Here is a 17,272-nt window from a genome sequence, read left to right as displayed (position 1 = left end):
GGCCGTCTGCCCAGGTCAGTTAGGCTGGCAGCGTACTGCTGGCCATCTGCCGGGCCGGGACGCGCCGGTGGATACGCACGGAAACCGGGAGCAGCACCTGTGGCCCGAGTCGTAGTCGACGTCATGCCCAAGCAGGAGATCCTCGACCCCCAGGGGCAGGCGGTGGCCAATGCGCTGCCGCGCCTCGGCTTCCAGGGTGTCTCCGAGGTTCGTCAGGGGAAGCGTTTCGAGCTGGAGGTCGGCGACGACGTCGACGACGCGACGCTCGACAAGATCGCCGAGACGTTCCTCGCCAACACCGTGATCGAGGACTGGTCAGTGCGCAGGATCGAGTCGTGACCGGGGCGAAGATCGGTGTCGTGACGTTCCCCGGCACCCAGGACGACGTGGACGTGCGCCGGGCCGTGCGTCGCGCGGGCGGTGAGGCGGTCGCGCTCTGGCACGCCGACTCCGACCTGCGGGGCGTCGACGCCGTCGTACTGCCCGGCGGCTTCTCCTACGGCGACTACCTGCGTTGCGGCGCGATCTCGAAGTTCGCCCCCGTGATGACCGAGATCGTCAGCGCCGCGGCCAATGGCTTGCCGGTACTCGGAGTCTGTAACGGGTTCCAGATCCTGTGTGAGGCCGCACTGCTGCCCGGTGCGCTCACCCGAAACGCCGGTCTGCACTACGTGTGCCGCGACCAGTGGATCCAGCCGGTGAACACCGAGACGATCTGGACCGGTCGCTACGAGCAGGGCGCCAACCTGCTCGTCCCGGTCAAGCACGCCGAGGGCCGCTACACCGCTCCGGACGCGGTGCTCGACGAGCTGGAACGGGAGCAGCGGATCGTCTTCCGGTACGTCGACGGCAACCCGAACGGCTCCGCCCGGGACATCGCGGGCATCAGCGACCCGACCGGCCGCATCGTCGGGCTCATGCCGCACCCCGAACACGCCATCGACCCGCTGACGGGGCCCACCGATGACGGCCTCGGCATGTTCCTGTCCGCTCTCGACGCACTGGTGGCAGCGTGACCGACATTTCCGCACCCGCCCAGCAGGCCGAAACGGTCGAACACGCGAAGGCGACGCCGGACACCGAGCAGCCGTACCGTGAACTCGGGCTCAAGGACGACGAGTACTCCCGCATCCGCGAGATCCTCGGCAGGCGTCCCACCGACGCCGAGCTGGCGATGTACTCGGTGATGTGGAGCGAGCACTGCTCCTACAAATCCTCGAAGGTGCATCTCAAGTACTTCGGTGAGACCACGACGGACGAGATGAAGGCGAAGATGCTCGCCGGCATCGGTGAGAACGCCGGTGTGGTCGACATCGGCGACGGCTGGGCGGTCACGTTCAAGGCCGAGAGCCACAACCATCCGTCCTATGTGGAGCCCTACCAGGGCGCGGCGACTGGTGTCGGTGGCATCGTCCGCGACATCATGGCGATGGGAGCCCGCCCGGTCGCGGTCGCCGACCCGCTGCGTTTCGGTCCCGCCGACGCGCCGGACACCAAACGGGTGCTGCCCGGTGTGGTCGAAGGTGTCGGCGGTTACGGTAACCCGCTCGGTCTGCCGAACATCGGCGGCGAGGTTGTCTTCGACGAGTGCTACGCGAGCAATCCGCTGGTCAACGCCCTGTGTGTCGGCGTGATGAAGGTCGACGACCTGCATCTGGCACACGCTTCCGGGACGGGCAACAAGATCATCCTGTTCGGGGCGCGAACCGGCTTGGACGGCATCGGTGGCGTGTCCGTACTGGCCTCGGAGACCTTCGAGGGCGACGAGACCGGTGCCGGGCGTAAGAAGCTGCCCGCCGTGCAGGTCGGTGACCCGTTCACCGAGAAGCTGCTCATCGAGTGTTGCCTGGAGCTCTACAACGACGAGCTCGTCGTCGGCATTCAGGACCTGGGCGGCGCCGGGCTTTCGTGCGCGACGGCCGAGCTGGCTTCGGCCGGTGACGGCGGAATGCGCGTCGACCTCGACCGGGTTCCGCTGCGGGCGACGGGAATGACTCCCGCCGAGGTGCTTTCCAGCGAGTCGCAGGAACGCATGTGCGCGGTGGTGAAACCGTCCGACGTGGACGCGTTCATGAAGGTCTGCGAGAAGTGGGACGTGCTCGCCACCGTCATCGGTGAGGTCACCGACGGCGAGAACCTCGAGATCTACTGGCACGGCGAGTGCGTCCTCGACGTCCCGCCCGGCACCGTCGCCCACGAGGGCCCGGTGTACGAGCGGCCGGTGGAGCGTCCCGGCGAGCAGGACCTCATCGCCGCGGACAACCCGAACACGCTCGAGCGGCCGTCCACTCCGGACGACATGCGGGAGACCGTGCTGCGGATGGCCGCTTCTCCGAACCTGTGTTCCCGGGCGTGGGTCACCGACCAGTACGACCGCTATGTGCGCGGCAACACCGTGCTCGCCCAGCCCTCCGACGGCGGTGTGCTCCGCGTCGACGAGGAGACCGGGCGCGGCATCGCCGTCTCCACCGATTGCAACTCCCGCTACACCCGGCTCGACCCGTACGCGGGCGCCCAGCTGGCGCTCGCGGAGGCCTACCGCAACGTCGCGGTCACCGGCGCCACGCCGATGGCCGTCACGAACTGCCTCAACTTCGGTTCTCCTGAGGACCCCGGCGTGATGTGGCAGTTCCAGCAGGCGGTGCGGGGACTCGCGGACGGGTGCGCGGAACTCGGCATCCCGGTGACCGGCGGAAACGTCAGCTTCTACAACCAGACCGGACGCCACCCGATCCTGCCGACGCCGGTAGTCGGTGTGCTCGGCGTCATCGACGACGTCACCCGCCGCATTCCTACTGGTATCGGCGGCGACGAGGGCGAAACGCTACTGCTGCTCGGGGACACCACGGAAGAACTCGGCGGCTCCGAGTGGGCGAAGGTCACGCACGGGCATCTCGGCGGCACGCCGCCGAAGGTCGACCTGGCTCGGGAGAAGCTGCTCGCGGACGTCATGCTCGCCGGTTCCCGGGACGGCATGGTCTCGGCCGCGCACGACCTCTCAGAGGGCGGACTGGCGCAGGCGCTGGTCGAGACGGCGCTGATCGGCGAGACCGGCGCGCGTGTCGTACTTCCGGAGGGCGTCGACCCGTTCGTGTGGCTGTTCTCCGAATCCGCAGGCCGCGCGCTGGTGGCGGTGCCGCGCAGCGAGGAACTGCGGTTCACCGAGATGTGTGCCGCGCGTGGGCTGCCCTGCGTGAAGGTCGGCGTGGTCGACGATCAGTCGCAGAAGCTGGAGATCCAGGACGTAGCCGACATCCCGCTGACCGAGCTCCGCGATGCGTGGGAAGGCACACTGCCCGCCCTGTTCGGCTGAGGCGCAGCTCGGCAGCGTGAGTCTTTTTGGTTGCTATAGCCACTAAAAAGGCTCACGTCGCTGCCGAGGCGAGGTCGGTGCCTGCTTCGAAACGGGTGCCGGTGAGACCCGGGGCTCGTCGAACACGGTCATCGCGAACGCCGCCTCTTCATGGAAGAGGCGGAGGAGAACCGAGTCTGCCCGAGGATTCGAGTGCGGCAGCGCGGTCGACGCGCCGACAAGGGAACAGAGACGGCAAGGACGATGATGCCGATCAGGGCCGAACGACGAATCGCGGCGCGAAAGTCCTCACTCCCGCACGTCCCGATAGTCCGAGGTGCGAGCACCCGGGCGTGAGGGCGGAACGGCAAGTGTAGGAGGCTCGCCGGAGCTGTGTAGCCAGCCCAGCCCTCGGCTTTCCGAGGGGCCGATCGTCAGCGTGTGCGGCATCGTGGACGGTGCCTTCGCCGTGACCGTCGTCTTGTACAGCGCGAAGGTCGGGACCGGTTCACGGACGCGCAAATGAACTCCGCGTTCGAAGTAGGCTCGACGGAGGTCGACAGACCCGAGAATGCGGGCGCGTTCGAAGGAGACGAAATGCTCGCAGTGGATCTCGCGGAGATCGAGTTCGTCGAGGAATTCGGCTCGGTCGAAGTTGACTTCGCGGCGGAATGTCACCCCTTGCGCGGCCACCCTCTCGAGGAACACGGCATCCTCGGCGCGCAGCCTGTCGAGGAACACCGCGCCGGACAGTGCCAACGGGCCGCGGAACTCGGTGCGTTCGAAGTGGACGGTGTGACGAAATGTCGCGGAGTAGGCGGCGACCCGGCCGACGACCCGGTCGGAGAAGTCGACGAGTTCCAGGTGTGCGTCGATCAGATCGAGGTGATAGATCGGCGGGTCCACGAACTCCTTGCCGGGCAACAGTGTGCGCAGAGACTTGCAGGCGGTTTGACGCACGGTGCGTTCCCGCTCCTGCTCCGGTGTGGCGGCGGCCGGAATCGACTCCGCGTCGTTCGGCGTCGTCCATTTCGGATGATTGAACGGCATCCGTAGGTAGGAGCACAGTACGTCGAGGACGGTCTGGGTGTAGCCCGGATTGCTGCGCGCGAGACCGACGAGGCCGTGGATCGCGCCGATGCGCACCTGGTCTGCCTCGTGACCGAGCAGTTCGACCGCCCGCGCGAAGCGTTCGTCGGCGGCGCGTTCGTACTCGTTGCCCGTGCGTCGGTCCTCCAGCGCCTGCCGCTGCTGCTCCAGTGTGTAGCGCTCGCTTTCCAGTGTTTGGCGCCGGGTTTCGAGCTCCTGGCGCTGTTCGTCGACCCGGCGCCGTCGGTCGTTGAGCCACAGCGCGTACAGCGCGACGACGGATCCCGCTGCGAGACCTCCGGTGCGCAGCGCGTCGGCTCCGTTCACGCGCGGGTCGAACAACAGCAGAGCGGTGCTGGTCCCGGTGAAGGCCAGCACCGCGAGAACGAGGGTGAGCGTCAGCGGGCGCACACAGTTGATCTTGCCTTGACGATCAGCCGTTGGCCAGGGCCTGCAGCCGGTCGTAGGCGCCGTTGAACAGGTTCTGGTCCAGCGGCGAGGACGTGTACTGCCAGAACGTGTGGAACCCCCAGTTGTACGGCAGCTCTCCGACCGTGTCGTTGTACCGCGCGACCCACAGCGGATTCGTGCTGGCGAACTCGCCGTAGATGCACTGGTTCCAGTAGCTGGTGGAGGTGTAGATGGTGCACCACCTGCCGGTCCTGGCGTGGTAGGTGTCGCTGAAGTCCTTGACCCAGGCGATCATCTGCGCCTGCGTCAAGCCGTAGCAGTTCGGGCCGTACGGGTTGTACTCGATGTCGAGCGCACCGGGCAGGGTCTTGCCGTCGCCCGACCAGCCGCCGCCGTTGTCGACGAAATAGTTCGCCTGTGTCGCGCCGCTTGCCCGGTCGGGCAGCGCGAAGTGGTACGCGCCGCGGATCATCCCGATGTCGTAGGAACCGTTGTACTGCTGGGCGAAGTACGGGTTCACGTATCCGGTTCCCTCGGTCGCCTTGCAGTAGGCGAACCGCATGCCCTGGTTCCACCAGTGCTGCCAGTCGACGTTCTGCTGATGGCCGCTGACGTCCATGCCGTCGACGGCGGCTCGTGGCTCGGCGCTGGGGTCCGTTTCGGGGCGCTCGCCGTGCTCGACTTGGGAGCTCATGAGGTGATTCCCTTCCCGGTGGGCCCGCGTGGGCGGACCGTTCGGGATCACCGTGCACGGCGAGATCACCCGTGGTAAAGGCGTCGGGACGCTTGGTCATCGCGTCACGAGCGGACGACGAAGTGTCGTTCGCGTGAACCCGCTCGCTCCATCGGTGCAGCGTTCGTTCGACGGTGTGGCGATGAGTTGCCAGACTGTCCGCCTATTTGGTGAATTCGTCACCGGGCTGGCAGAATTCTGACCCGAGGAAGCGTGCCGTGCACACGCGTCGTGACGGTGTCCACGAGGATCAATTTCACCTGAGCGGCGTACTGTGATCACTCGGTCAACAGGGCACGGGCGTAGCGGCCATGACTGCCGGGCTGGGGGCCAGTATCGTGCTGCGACGGCAGCGACGATCAAGGGGAACCACGCTCGCTCACGCGACCGGGCGCCGCCGACGGCGTCCCGCTGACGTGTGCTCGGCTCCACGGTGACCCCGAACGTATGCTCGGACGAGCCCGCCAAGGCGAGCAGGAGAAGCGGAGGACGCCGCAGGAATGACTCGGTGGACCGCGTCATCGCCGAGCGCCGAGGACCCGTCGAGCGCTGGTGCCGTCAGGGCCGCCGACAGGCAACGCTTCGCTCTGGCTTGGGCCCAGGCGTTGACGCGCACCAGCTACGTCCCGATGACCGGCGACGAGGTCGAACGCAGGCTCGAGAGCTACACCGAGCGGCTCGTCGCCGACCTGGTCAGCGAGCCGTTCGACAGCGAGGACGCCCGGGCGGTCGGAGCCGACCTCGTCGCCGTCCACTTCACCGGCGCCGAGTCCCTCGCCGGCACCGTCGACGTGCTCGGCGAGGACGCGCTGCGCCTGCTCGGCATCGAGGACACGCCCGAGTGGAGACAGCGGCTCTCGGCGATCCAAGGGGCGGTGTGCGCCGGGTTCGTGCAGGCCGCACGCAAGCGCACGCTCGACGAGCAAGAAGCCATCCGGCAGGCCGTCATCGACGCCCGCGACTCCGTCGAGAACGCACTGCGCACCAGCGAGTCCCGCTTTCGGGCGATCTTCGCCGAAGCCGTGCTCGGCATCGGCATCGCCGACATCGGCGGTCGCATCCTCGAAGTCAACTCCTCGCTGCGCCGCATCCTCGGACGACCGTACGACGAACTGCGCCGCATGATGGTCTACGAGCTCACCGGCCCCGACGAGGACGACGAGAATCGGGATGTCTACGAGCAACTCGTCCGGGGCGACCGCGACCAGTACCGCGTCGAGAAGCAGTTCGTGCGCCCCGACGGAACCCGGGTATGGACCGAGATCGTCGTCTCCCTCGTGCGCGGCGAGGACGACCTGCCGCTCTACCAGGTCGCGATGGTCGAGGACGTCACCGATCGCAAGACGCTGCAGGAACGCCTGCGCCACCAGGCCATGCACGACCCGCTGACCGGCCTGCCCAACCGCGCGCTGCTGCTCGACCGGCTCGACGAGACCATGCGCGCGCATCGCGACGACGAACGCATCGCCGTCTGCTACATGGACCTCGACGGGTTCAAGATGATCAACGACAGCCTCGGGCACCACATCGGTGACGATCTGCTCGTCGCGGTCGCCGACCGCCTCGCGCACACCGTGCGGGGCTCCGACCGTCTCGTCGCTCGCATGGGGGGCGACGAGTTCGTCATCCTGGTCGAGGACTCCACCGGCACCGAGCAGGCCGTCGACATCGCCGAGACCGTGCTCGACGCTCTCGGCGACCCTATCCGCATCGGCGGCAACGAACTGTCCGTCGGTGCCAGCATCGGCATCGTCGAACGTCCCGTCGAGGGCCAGGACGCCGCCGAGCTCATCCGCGACGCCGACGTCACGCTCTACTGGGCGAAGTCCGAGGGCAAAGGGACCTGGAAGACGTTCGACCCGGTGCGCAACGCGAGCGAACTCGCGCGGTTCCACCTTTCTGCGACCATGCCGGCGGCGCTCGAACACGGCGAGTTCTACGTCGACTACCAGCCCCTCGTCGGTCTCCGCCGCCGCGAGGTCGTCGGCGTGGAAGCGCTCGTGCGCTGGTGGCACCCTGACCACGGGCGACTCGGACCGGACAAGTTCATCGGCCTCGCCGAGGAGACCGGGCTCATCGTCCCCCTCGGGCGCTGGGTCCTCGGCACCGCGTGCAGGCAGGCCAAGCAGTGGGCGGACGAGTTCGGGGACACCGCCCCGTTCGTGAGCGTCAACCTCGCCGTTCGCCAGCTCCGCGAACCCCGGCTCGTCTCGGACGTCGCCGCAGTCCTCGCCGAGACCGGTCTCGAAGCCGCCAAACTGCAACTCGAACTCACCGAGAGCGCAGTGATGGGGACCGCCGACGAAGCACTCGAGCCGCTGCGCCGCCTCTCCGAGATGGGCGTCCGCATCGCCATCGACGACTTCGGGACGGGCTACTCCAACCTCGCCTACCTCCGGCATCTGCCCGTGCACGAACTCAAGATCGCCGGATCGTTCATGGAGGGGCTCCGCAACCCCGACGAGCCGGACCCGGTCGACGCGCGCATCGTCCGCACCCTCGTCGAGCTCGCGCACACCCTCGGCCTCTCGGTGACGGCCGAAGGTGTCGAGACGGAGGACCAAGCCCAAAGGCTCGCGGCGATCGGGTGCGAGACCGGCCAGGGCTACTACTTCGAGAAGCCGTGTCTGCCGGACCGGGCGCGGGCTTTCATCGCGGACCACCTACCCCAGTGGGCCTGAGGCGAACGGCACTTTCGCCTCGTCTGGTGGGGCGAGAGTGCCGTTCGCCTCTTCGGGGTGGGGCGGGAATGCTGTTCGTCGGTCGCAGAGCTACTGGAGTTCGACGACGGTCTTGATGTCGTGCGGCCCGCCGGAGAAACCGTCCGGCCACTTGTCGAGCGGAAGGCGGCGGGTGATCAGCGACGAGAGCCACTCGGGGTCGGCGGCCGCCAGCGCCTGAACCGCCGACCGGTAGTGCCTGAGGTTGGCGTTGACGCTGCCCACGACCACGTCGTTGTCCAGCACCAGCTCGTTGTTGATCGCCCCGGCCGGAATCGGCACCGTGCGGTCGCCACCGGAGATACCGGTGAGCACGGTGATCGCGTTGCGCGCGGTTCGCTGCAGCACCTCGAAGACGACCTCACCCGAGCCCGTCGCCTCCACGACGACGTCCGGTTCGAACCCGATCGCCATCACGTCCCGGTGGTAGGTCGCGCCGAGTTCGGCGACCAGGTCGGGCTTCGGGCCGTCGTCGACCCGGTCGAGAACGTGCACCTCGAGCCCTTGCTGCACCGCCAGCAGCGCCGCGAGCAGGCCGATCGGTCCGGCTCCGGTCACCAGCACGCGTCGCGGCGCGAAGAAGGAGCGGCGGCCGATCAGCTCGACCTGCTCCCAGGCTTTCGCCACCACCGACGTCGGCTCCGTCAGCACCCCCAACTCGCCCAGCGCCGCCGGGACGGGGATCGCGAACCGTGGTTCGACCGTCCACCGTTGCGCACCGAACCCGTCGAGGCCCTTGATGCCGCGTTCGGTGAACTCGCCGTTGAGGCAGAAGTCCCATTCGCCCGCGGCGCACGCCCCACAGGGCTTCGGGTCCGGTCTGCGCACCACGCCCGCCACGAAGTCGCCTTCGTGGAAGCCGCTGATCGCGGGCGCGTGCAGCACCCGGCCCACGGACTCGTGGAACAGAACCAACCGGTCGTGGCCAGGAGGCAGCACTCCGTGCGTGCTCGCGGCGACTTCCCGGTCGGTCGCGCACATTCCTGCGAGCAGCCCTTCGACCAGCAGTTCGCCCGGTTGCGGAGTCGGACCCGGCAGTTCGCTGACCCCCGCCGAGTCCGGGTCGCCGGGGACGACCGTGGCCGCCCTCACCGCCGGCTCCACGGTCCGCGGCGGACGGATTCGTTGCGCACGTGCCCGCCGTAGAGCACCGCCGCCGAGTTGACCAGCCCCAGGTGGCTGAACGCCTGCGGGAAGTTCCCGGTGAAACGGCCGCTGTGCAGGTCGTACTCCTCGGCGTAGAGCCCCACGTCGTTCGCCAGTTCGAGCAGGCCCTCGAACATCTCCACCGCTTCGTCGCGGCGCCCGGCCCCGGCCAGTGCGTCCACCAGCCAGAACGAGCACGCCAGGAACGAGCCTTCGCGCCCGTGCAGCCCGTCGACCGAGTGCTCACCTTCCGCGGCTTCGTACCGGTCGACGAGCACGCCGTGCCGCAACCGCTGCTCGACGGCGCGCACGGTGCTCGTGACCCGTTCGTCGTCGCCCGGCAGGAACCCCACGGCCGGGATCAACAAGATCGACGCATCCAGCTCGGTGCCCCCGTAGTACTGGGTGAACGCGCCCAGTTCCTCGTTGAAACCTTTCGTGAGTACCTCCTCGTGCACCGTGTCGCGCAGCTCCTTCCAGCGGCCGACCGGGCCGGACAATCCGTGCTCCTCGATCGCCCGAACCCCCCGGTCGAAGGCGACCCACACCATCACGCGGGAGTGTGTGAAGTGCCGGTCCGGGCCGCGGACCTCCCACAGACCCTTGTCCGGCTGCTGCCAGATCGTCTCCAGGTGGGTCAGCATGCCGCGCTGCACGTCCCAGGAACGCGCGGTGTCCTGCAAGCCGCGTTCCCGTGCCAGGTGCAAGGCGTCCATGACCTCGCCGAACACGTCGAGCTGGAGCTGGCGGAACGCCCCGTTGCCGATGCGTACCGGAGCGGAACCCTGGTAGCCGGACAGCCAGTCCAGCTCCCGTTCCCACATGTGGCGTTCGCCGCTGATGCCGTACATGATCTGCAGGTCCGCCGGGTCCCCGGCGACCGCACGCACCAGCCAGTGGCGCCAGGCCGCCGCCTCGTCGGAGCAGCCGTAGTTGTCCAGGGCGAGCAGCACCAGCGTGGCGTCCCGCAGCCAGCAGTAGCGGTAGTCCCAGTTCCGGTCGCCGCCGAGTGCTTCGGGCAGCGACGTCGTCGGTGCGGCCACCATGCCGCCGGTGGGGTCGAAGGTCAGCGCCTTCAGGGTCGCCAGCGAGCGGTAGACCGCCTCCGAGTGCTCCCCGGTGTAGCGCAGCCGCGAGGTCCACTCGTGCCAAAAGTCCTCGCTGTCCCGGGTTTCCTGGTCGGGATCCAGCGGCGGCGCGACCTGGTCGGTGTCGCTGGTCCACTGCAGCACCCACGACAGCCGCTCCCCGGCGCGGACGGTGAACACGGCCTCGTGGGCGAGTTCACCGCTGACCGGGTACGGCAGGACGTCGCCGCGCAGCACGACCGCGTGCGGGCCGGCGACGCCGATGACGTACTCGTCGGTCGGGTCCTCGGTGCGGACGTGCTGGACCCACGGCACCGCGTCCGCGTAGGCGAAACGCAGCACCCACCGCATCCGCACCTCGACCTCGCCGTCGAGTCCTTCCAGGTGGCGCACCAGGCACGGATCGTCCTGCTGGTTCTTCTCGTGCGGCGGCATGCTGTCGACGAGCCGGACCGTGCCGGTGTCGGTTCGCAGGTCGGTCTCCAGGACCAGCGAGTTGCCGCGGTAGCGCCGCGACACGTCGCGCACGGTCGCCGTCGGGGCGAGCTGCCAGTGTCCGTCGCGGTGATCACCGAGTAGTCGCGTGAAACACGACGGTGAATCGAACCGCGGCAGACACAGCCAGTCCACCGAACCGTCCTTGCCGACGAGAGCCGCCGTCCGCAGATCGGACAGCAACGCATAGTCCTCGATGAGGCCGGGCCCGTTCGCAGGTGCGTGATCGTGAGCCATCACGTCCGAGACTAGGTAATCGGCGCTGGGGTGGCACCCGGGGACGAGGCTCGCAGCCGGTCAGTCGCGGTGCGCGGCGGTCTCGAGCAGCACGCTGTGGGGGACCACCGCGCGGATCGGGTCGTCCAGGTTCAAACCGAGATCGAGTCCGTTGAGCAGGTCGGGCAGCAGGTTGCCCGCGATCGGCCGGTACCCGGGCCACGACTCCGGCACCCGCTCGACCGAGGTACACGCCGGAACCAGTTGCGATCCGTCCGACATCTCGGCCGCGTAGATCGCGTCCTCCTCGCCGTCCTCGGGTGCGTAGAACAGCACTTCGGCGTCGAGGATGGCAGGCGGCAGGTCCGACTCGGGTGCGTCGCCGGCGGCGATGGCGTGCAACACCTGCTCCAGTGCGTTCGTCGGCTCCGGGATCGGGCCGGTGAACTCGGAGGGCACGTACTCGTCGTTGTGGTGGAACTCGTCTTCGATCTCGCCCGCGGAGTCGATCCGAAAGGCGCCGACCACGCCTTCCGGCGGGACGTCCTCACCGGACTCCTCGTAGCCGGGGTCGATGATGTACATCCAGCTGTCGGGGGTCTGGCGGGCCTGCTCGCGCATCTCGTCGGTGACGGGTGGGGCGGTCGGCTGTTCGGGCTGCTCGGACATGGGAACGGTGGACTCCGTCGGATCGGCATGCGGCGTACCCGCCGAGGGTCCCATCGGTCCGGTGGAGCCCTGGGGACGCCTCCCGTCGGCGCGCCGTCGTGACCGAGTCGAGACCGCCGAATCAGCCGTTCCGAGGTGCCGGTGTCGTGTCGGCGGGGTGAGACTGGACCCGGTCGGGCGATCGGAGCGGGGAGGCGGTCGGTCATGATCGAACCACGGGAGTCGTTGGCCCTGTTCGGGTGCGAGGTCTTCGATCCGGACGGGCAGCGGGTCGGGATCGTCGGGCAGCTCTTCCTCGACGATCACACCGACCAGCCCGCGTGGATCACGGTCCAGACCGGCCTGTTCGGCACCAACGAGAGTTTCGTTCCGCTTGACGGCGCGGCGTTCGACGGCGACACGCTCACCGTGGCCGTACGCAAGGACGTGGTGCGACAGGCGCCGAGGGTGTCGCTGCACGACGGCGACCTGCTGGCGGAGCAGGAACGTGCCTTGTTCCTGCATTACGGCCTCGAGTACGGGGTGATCCCGTCGCAGCAGCGTGGCTCGGAGGAACCGGGCCGGGGCTACGTCCAGGCTGTCCGACTGCGTCTTCGACGTTGGGCGGCGGCGGGCTGATCGTCACGAGCACTTGATCACGTTCGAGGCTTGCTGCGCGTCGAAATGATCACTGGACGTAGCCGAATCCCGAATTCTTGTGGCAATATCTCGCCACTCAAACCTGTCGGGTGACCCGCATGGCTACCTTCCGCGTTGTACCTAGGTCGTCCGGCCCCACCCGGACGAACAACAGGAGGGGATTCCATGAAGAAGCTGATGACCGGAGCCGGGGCCGGTGTGGCCGCCGCGGCTCTCGCGCTCACCGCCGCCCCCGCACACGCGCTCGACACCGAGCCCGCCCCGCTGACGATGCACGGCCAAGGAGCCGCGGGTGCCGGTGACGTGTTCGTGGTGAACCTCAAGGACGGTGCCAACGTCTTCGGTGCCGCTCAGGAGATGGACGTGCAGACCCGGCAGGTCTACACGAACACGCTGAACGGCTTCTCGGCGCAGCTGAGCCCGGAGCAGCTGGACCAGGTGCGGTCGAACCCGAACGTCGAGGGTGTCTCGCAGAGCCACCGGATCCAGGTCGAACCGCCGCCGCAAGACGTGCAGGCCACCTGGGGTCTGGACCGCATCGATCAGCCCCAGCTGCCGCTGGACGGGGCCTACACGCCGGCGGGCAACGGTGAGGGCGTGACCGCCTACATCCTCGACACGGGGATCGACGCCCAGCACGCGGACTTCGAGGGTCGTGCCTCGGTCGGTTTCGACGCCACCGGTGGTGACGGCGGCGACCGGCAGGGCCACGGCACGCACGTCGCCGGCACGATCGGCTCGGCGGGTTACGGCGTCGCGAAGGCGTCGAACCTGGTCGGGGTGAAGGTTCTCGGCGACGACGGCTCCGGCACCACCGAGGGCATCATCAAGGGTCTGGACTGGGTCGCCCAGGACGCCGCCGGCAAGCCTGCGGTGGCGAACATGTCGCTGGGTGGCGGCAAGGACCCGGCGCTGGACGAGGCCGCGACCGGCCTGGTCGATCAGGGTGTGTTCCTCGCGGTGGCCGCGGGCAACGAGAGCCAGGACGCCTCGAACGTCTCGCCCGCGTCGGCCGAGGGTGTGTTCACCACGTCGGCGTCGGACGAGACCGACACTCACGCGAGCTTCTCGAACTACGGCGAGACCGTGGAGGGCTACGCCCCGGGTGTGGACATCGAGTCGACTGTTCCGGGCGGGGGCACCGACACGCTCAGCGGCACGTCGATGGCCAGCCCGCACGTGGCCGGCGTCGCCGCGGTGCACCTGGGTCTCAACGAGGGCTCGGCTCCGGCCGACATCGTGACCGCGCTGCAGGAGACCGCTTCGGCCGGGGTCATCCAGGGCGCTCCGCAGGGCACCATCCCGGACCTGCTCCAGGTCGCACAGGGCTGACGCCCGCCGCGCTCAGCACGACTCGGGCCCCCTTTCTCCTCGTGGGAGAGGGGGCCCGAGTCGTGCGGTCGGGCGCACAACGATGATCACCTTGAGTTACATACTTCTCATTCACGGGGTGAATGGACTCCTACGAAGGAGTGACATTAGGCAAAGGTGACGGTGTTCATCCTTCGAAAGTTGGTTCCGGCCTTCTCCCGAACCGGTTACGTTTCACGCGACGGGGTGGATCGGTGCCAGTGATTCACCCCTGCCACCTCAGGGAGGGGTGAGGCTGTGCTCACCGGACACACCGCGACACCGGAGCGGGTCGTCAACGGCCCCGCGGCCACGGACGAAGCAGTCCAAGCCCACGTCGACGCACGGGAAACCGTCGCCTCCGTGGCGCGAGCCGCGCGGGCCAGGGGCAGCAACGGAGGCGTCCTCCAGGTCGTCCACGGCAGCAAGCGCGTCGGGTGGGCCGCCTACGAACTCCAGCGCAGCGCGCGGACACTGGTCCAAGGCGTCGTCAAGCCACCGTACGCCGCGACGGACTCGCTCGACTCCGTCGAGACCCACAAGCTGTCCGAGGGCGTCGACTACAAGGTGCTCTACGACCGCGCGGCGCTCGCGTTGCCGCCGCAGATCGACGTGACCTCACGACTGGTCTCGCTCGGTGAGCAGGCCCGCGTCGTGCACCTCGCGCCGACCAAACTGCTGGTGGTCGACAACGAGGTCGCCCTGCTGCCGCTCGTGACGAGCGAGAACAGCATCGACAGCGCCGTCGTCGTCCGGAACTCGGCGATGCTGGCCGCGATGGTGCGGATCTTCGACGACCTGTGGCGCTTCGCGGCTCCGTTCACCGGCCAGGCGGCGACGGTCAACGGCGACGCCCAACCCTCCGAGGAGGAGCGTTGGATCCTCTCGCTGCTGGCCTCCGGTGCGACTGACGACACCATCGGACGATTGATGGGCTTCAGTGCCCGCACCGCGCATCGCAGGGTGCGCGAGCTCATCGCCCGTCTCGGTGTCGAGACCCGATTCCAGGCGGGTATGCAAGCGGTCAAACTCGGCTGGCTGTGAGAAAGGCCGCGTGAGCCTTTTTGGTGGCTATGGCAACCAAAAAGACTCACGCTTCGCACGCCGGCCCGTCGACTAGGGTCGTGGCATGGCCAAGCGTGGGGTGGAGGCGTCGGAACTGCGGCGGGCTGTGCAGCACGTCGCACCCTGGCTCGACGGCGGGGAGGAGCCGCCCCCACGTACCGAGCTCGCCAAGGCGGTGCGATTGAGTCTGCGGACTCTCGAACAGCTCGCGCCCGGCCGCAGCGTCGAAGTGCGGGTGCCGCCGTACGCGGCGGTCCAGTGCGTGGAGGGCCCGCGTCACACGCGCGGAACGCCACCCAACGTCATCGAAACGGACGCGCGTACCTGGCTGCGGATGGCCACCGGTGCGCTCTCGTTCGCCGAAGCCGTGGCCGACGGTTCGGTCACCGCGTCCGGCGCCCGCGCCGACCTCGACGGCTGGCTGCCACTCGTGCGGATCGACTCCACGCAAGGGTCCGCTGACTCCGCGTGACACACATATCGCACTCGGTGCGACCGCGAAAACCTCGCCCGGTGTGAATGCCGCCTGTGAGGCAGCGGACACGTCACATCTCGTCATTCGCGCGTCGGCCGCTGTTTACACTGGGGTGTAACTCCGGCTCCGTCCTCCAGGGAGTTCTCGGTGGTGACCGATCGGCCCGGCACGGGCCAGCCAGGCAGTCCCGACCCCGCGCACACCTCCACGCCATCCGGCGCGCCTCCCGCGCCGGAGCCTGACCCGAACCAGGACGTCGCGCACGAGGAATGCGGCGTGTTCGGTGTCTGGGCGCCCGGTGAGGACGTCGCGAAGCTGAGCTTCTACGGCTTGTTCGCCCTGCAGCACCGCGGGCAGGAAGCCGCTGGAATCGCCGTTGGCGACGGCTCGCAGGTCCTCGTCTACAAGGACCTCGGGCTGGTCAGCCAGGTCTTCGACGAGCAAGTGCTGAACTCATTGCGCGGGCACGTCGCCGTCGGGCACTGTCGCTACTCCACCACCGGCGGTGGCACCTGGGAGAACGCGCAGCCCACGTTCCGCATCCCCGCGTCCGGCAGCGGTCTCGCGCTCGGCCACAACGGCAACCTCGTCAACACCGCCGAACTCCGTGACCGCGTGGTCGCCGCAGGCGTGGACAGGGCTGCCGCCAACACGTCCTCGCCCGCCAACGGCTGCGAACGCGCCACCAACGACTCCGACCTCGTGTGCGCGCTGCTGGCCGACCTCGCCGGCGACCTGGGAGTCGAGCAAGCCGCCATGCAGCTGTTCCCGACCCTGCGCGGCGGGTTCTCCATGGTCTTCAGCGACGAGTCCACCCTCTACGCCGCCCGTGACCCGCACGGGGTGCGGCCACTCGTGCTGGGCAGGCTCGAACGCGGCTGGGTCGTCGCCAGCGAGACCGCCGGTCTGGACATTGTCGGGGCCTCGTTCGTGCGCGAGATCGAGCCCGGCGAACTGCTCGCCATCGACGGCAGCGGGCTGCGGTCCTCGCGGTTCGCCAACCCCGACCCCAAGGGCTGCATCTTCGAGTACGTCTATCTCGCACGCCCGGACACGACGATCGCCGGCCGGTCGGTGCACAGCACCCGCGTCGAGATCGGCCGCAGGCTCGCAGGCGAACATCCCGTCGACGCCGACCTCGTCATCCCCGTGCCCGAATCCGGCACACCCGCCGCGATCGGCTACGCGCAGGAATCCGGCGTGCCGTACGGCAACGGGCTGGTGAAGAACGCCTACGTCGGCCGCACCTTCATCGAGCCCTCCCAGACGATCCGCCAGCTCGGCATCCGGCTCAAGCTCAACCCGCTGCGCGAGGTCATCCGCGGCAAACGCCTCGTCGTCGTCGACGACTCCATCGTGCGTGGCAACACGCAGCGTGCGCTCGTGCGGATGCTCCGTGAGGCAGGCGCAGTGGAGGTGCACGTGCGCATCGCCTCGCCGCCGGTGAAGTGGCCGTGCTTTTACGGCATCGACTTCGCCTCCCGGGCCGAACTCGTCGCCAACGGGCTCGACTCCGACGGCATCCGCCGGTCGATCGGGGCGGACAGCCTCGGCTACGTCGCGCTCGACGCGCTCATCAGCGCAACCGAGCAACCCCGGACACGTCTGTGCGCCGCCTGCTTCGACGGTGAGTACCCGATCCCGCTGCCCGAGAACGAGCAGATCGGCAAGAATCTGCTCGAACCGCTCGACTCCCGGGGTGTAGCCGGTGCGGCAGAACCCGTGCTGCCCAGCGGGTACGGCGCCGAAGATGCCGTACGCAGGCCCTGACCCGGCGGGGTCCGCCGTCTACCCGAGGCCCCCGGAGACTCGCCGCTGCGCGTAGCGTGATGCGTGCTCGCGACGCGTCGACGAGCCGACGATCCCATCAGATGTGGAGACAGC

At 68.6% G+C, this 17,272-nt stretch carries 15 protein-coding genes; 10 read left to right on the top strand and 5 right to left on the bottom strand.

What is annotated here, in order from left to right; translation table 11 throughout:
- The first annotated feature begins 99 nt into the window (after positions 1-99).
- Genes purS through purL form a run of 3 tightly spaced genes read left to right on the top strand, consistent with a single transcriptional unit; the run spans position 100 to position 3,313 of the window.
- A complete protein-coding gene (gene purS / locus GIY23_RS21660) occupies positions 100-339 on the top strand; it encodes a phosphoribosylformylglycinamidine synthase subunit PurS (RefSeq protein WP_154078342.1) in 240 nt (79 codons plus the stop codon).
- Positions 336-1,016, top strand: a complete 681-nt coding sequence (purQ, locus tag GIY23_RS21655) for a phosphoribosylformylglycinamidine synthase subunit PurQ (RefSeq protein WP_154078341.1) — start codon at positions 336-338, stop codon at positions 1,014-1,016. Before purS ends, purQ begins: the two co-directional genes overlap by 4 nt.
- Complete coding sequence (gene purL, locus GIY23_RS21650; protein WP_228717429.1) at positions 1,013-3,313, top strand: phosphoribosylformylglycinamidine synthase subunit PurL; 2,301 nt, start codon at positions 1,013-1,015, stop codon at positions 3,311-3,313. The genes purQ and purL overlap by 4 nt, the downstream gene beginning before the upstream one ends.
- A 288-nt stretch (positions 3,314-3,601) precedes the next feature.
- Here the strand turns inward: purL and GIY23_RS21645 are convergent, their stop codons facing one another.
- Positions 3,602-4,792, bottom strand: coding sequence for a pentapeptide repeat-containing protein (locus GIY23_RS21645; RefSeq protein WP_154078340.1), 1,191 nt, complete (start codon positions 4,790-4,792; stop codon positions 3,602-3,604).
- A 22-nt stretch (positions 4,793-4,814) separates the two neighbouring features.
- Entirely contained in the window at positions 4,815-5,486 is a 672-nt protein-coding gene (locus GIY23_RS21640) for a lysozyme (protein WP_154078339.1), read from the bottom strand.
- Positions 5,487-5,514: 28 nt separating this feature from the next.
- Here GIY23_RS21640 and GIY23_RS21635 point away from each other — a divergent pair, with 28 nt between their 5' ends.
- Positions 5,515-5,727 (top strand): hypothetical protein, encoded by a 213-nt coding sequence (locus GIY23_RS21635; RefSeq protein ID WP_154078338.1) that lies wholly within the window; start codon positions 5,515-5,517, stop codon positions 5,725-5,727.
- A gap of 298 nt (positions 5,728-6,025) precedes the next feature.
- Entirely contained in the window at positions 6,026-8,206 is a 2,181-nt protein-coding gene (locus GIY23_RS21630; protein WP_154078337.1) for a putative bifunctional diguanylate cyclase/phosphodiesterase, read from the top strand.
- A 90-nt stretch (positions 8,207-8,296) separates the two neighbouring features.
- On the opposite strand, the gene GIY23_RS21625 is transcribed toward GIY23_RS21630, so the two are convergent.
- Genes GIY23_RS21625 through GIY23_RS21615 form a run of 3 tightly spaced genes read right to left on the bottom strand, consistent with a single transcriptional unit; the run spans position 8,297 to position 11,859 of the window.
- On the bottom strand, positions 8,297-9,337 hold the full coding sequence (locus GIY23_RS21625; protein WP_154078336.1) for a glucose 1-dehydrogenase: 1,041 nt from the start codon (positions 9,335-9,337) through the stop codon (positions 8,297-8,299).
- Entirely contained in the window at positions 9,334-11,211 is a 1,878-nt protein-coding gene (locus GIY23_RS21620; RefSeq protein WP_154078335.1) for a glycoside hydrolase family 15 protein, read from the bottom strand. Before GIY23_RS21620 ends, GIY23_RS21625 begins: the two co-directional genes overlap by 4 nt.
- 60 nt (positions 11,212-11,271) lie before the next feature.
- Entirely contained in the window at positions 11,272-11,859 is a 588-nt protein-coding gene (locus GIY23_RS21615) for a type VII secretion system-associated protein (protein ID WP_154078334.1), read from the bottom strand.
- Positions 11,860-12,063: 204 nt separating this feature from the next.
- On the opposite strand from GIY23_RS21615, the gene GIY23_RS21610 reads away from it, so the two are divergent.
- From GIY23_RS21610 to purF, 5 genes are all read left to right on the top strand, one after another.
- Positions 12,064-12,477, top strand: coding sequence for a PRC-barrel domain-containing protein (locus GIY23_RS21610; RefSeq protein WP_154078333.1), 414 nt, complete (start codon positions 12,064-12,066; stop codon positions 12,475-12,477).
- A 186-nt stretch (positions 12,478-12,663) separates the two neighbouring features.
- Positions 12,664-13,830 (top strand): S8 family peptidase, encoded by a 1,167-nt coding sequence (locus GIY23_RS21605; protein ID WP_187351959.1) that lies wholly within the window; start codon positions 12,664-12,666, stop codon positions 13,828-13,830.
- Between the two features lie 276 nt (positions 13,831-14,106).
- Positions 14,107-14,892: a helix-turn-helix transcriptional regulator gene (locus tag GIY23_RS21600; protein ID WP_228717428.1), complete on the top strand. Its 786-nt coding sequence runs from the start codon at positions 14,107-14,109 to the stop codon at positions 14,890-14,892.
- Between the two features lie 85 nt (positions 14,893-14,977).
- A complete protein-coding gene (locus tag GIY23_RS21595) occupies positions 14,978-15,385 on the top strand; it encodes a sterol carrier family protein (RefSeq protein WP_154078332.1) in 408 nt (135 codons plus the stop codon).
- Between the two features lie 279 nt (positions 15,386-15,664).
- Positions 15,665-17,158 (top strand): amidophosphoribosyltransferase, encoded by a 1,494-nt coding sequence (purF, locus tag GIY23_RS21590; RefSeq protein ID WP_228717753.1) that lies wholly within the window; start codon positions 15,665-15,667, stop codon positions 17,156-17,158.
- The last annotated feature ends 114 nt before the right edge of the window (positions 17,159-17,272 follow it).

It is taken from the genome of Allosaccharopolyspora coralli (assembly GCF_009664835.1).
Taxonomy (GTDB): domain Bacteria; phylum Actinomycetota; class Actinomycetes; order Mycobacteriales; family Pseudonocardiaceae; genus Allosaccharopolyspora; species Allosaccharopolyspora coralli.
The sequence above is the reverse complement of the archived record's forward strand: the minus strand, read 5'-3'. Positions and strand labels throughout refer to the sequence as shown.

Excerpts from the sequence above, each read along its gene's own strand:
- GIY23_RS21630 (WP_154078337.1), top strand. The coding sequence starts at position 6,026 with ATGACTCGGTGGACCGCGTCATCGCCGAGCGCCGAGGACCCGTCGAGC.
- GIY23_RS21610 (WP_154078333.1), top strand. The coding sequence starts at position 12,064 with ATGATCGAACCACGGGAGTCGTTGGCCCTGTTCGGGTGCGAGGTCTTC.
- GIY23_RS21605 (WP_187351959.1), top strand. The coding sequence starts at position 12,664 with ATGAAGAAGCTGATGACCGGAGCCGGGGCCGGTGTGGCCGCCGCGGCT.
- GIY23_RS21620 (WP_154078335.1), bottom strand. The coding sequence starts at position 11,211 with ATGGCTCACGATCACGCACCTGCGAACGGGCCCGGCCTCATCGAGGAC.
- GIY23_RS21595 (WP_154078332.1), top strand. The coding sequence starts at position 14,978 with ATGGCCAAGCGTGGGGTGGAGGCGTCGGAACTGCGGCGGGCTGTGCAG.
- GIY23_RS21615 (WP_154078334.1), bottom strand. The coding sequence starts at position 11,859 with ATGTCCGAGCAGCCCGAACAGCCGACCGCCCCACCCGTCACCGACGAG.
- GIY23_RS21640 (WP_154078339.1), bottom strand. The coding sequence starts at position 5,486 with ATGAGCTCCCAAGTCGAGCACGGCGAGCGCCCCGAAACGGACCCCAGC.